Source organism: Vibrio sp. 1641 (genome assembly GCF_033339995.1).
In the GTDB taxonomy this organism is placed as follows: domain Bacteria; phylum Pseudomonadota; class Gammaproteobacteria; order Enterobacterales; family Vibrionaceae; genus Vibrio; species Vibrio alginolyticus.
Genome location: NZ_JAWOVP010000123.1, coordinates 1 through 777 on the forward strand (window position 1 = coordinate 1; position 777 = coordinate 777).

Here is a 777-nt window from a genome sequence, read left to right on the forward strand (position 1 = left end):
TCGACTTGGCGAATACGCAAGCCTTGGGCTTCAAACGCTGACAATATGGCATCCATAAGTGGGTCGGGTCTAACGGTGAGAATGTCTTTGTCGGTAGGGTCAAGCGCCATCGCCACATCTAAGCCAGTTTCTAGCCAGACTTTTGCATCGCCGATGGTCACTGGTGTGTTCCAAGGCACGTCGAGTTTGACGTCGAAGGTGCGCTCTTCACCAGGATGAATCGTAAAGGCGTACGGGAGATTCCATTTCGCCAAGACATGCGTTTGCGGTACTCGACGCATGCTGTGCCCTTCTCGCGCACCACGGTCGTCCGGAGCCTCTGCGATGTAGCGGCAACAAAGCTTCATATCGATGTTATCGATCGCTTGTTCTGTCGCGCCACCATAAACGTGAATAGAAACATCCACACTTTGACCGGGATAAAGCACATCCTGATTTAGAATCGAATCTACCTTAGCGCTGCCGATCCCAAAGCTCGCAAGTGTCTTCTTCAAAAATGACATATGCACCTCCTTTGTCGAGATCTCATACTACTACTGCTGATCATGGGATCAAAACAAATTTTTGCGTCGATCCGAGCGACAAAATAACAAAATCGAGAGAATTCAATTGCTCAACTATCGACCAATTATAACAAGGGTGCTAACCTATACATGATATGCATGCATATCGGTATTCCTGACTCATTTATTGGACTGGCGAAAGCCAAAAGAGCCACCCTTCAAGCACTTGAAGCTCAACTCATAATGAATCAGGCCATTACATCGGCAATGGATA

1 protein-coding gene is annotated in these 777 nt (G+C 47.6%); it reads right to left on the reverse strand.

The window, feature by feature from the left end; genetic code table 11:
• A partial coding sequence (locus R7Z47_RS24560) for a sporulation protein (RefSeq protein WP_318130723.1) occupies positions 1-503 on the reverse strand: 503 nt, incomplete at its 3' end.
• Positions 504-777: the final 274 nt, after the last annotated feature.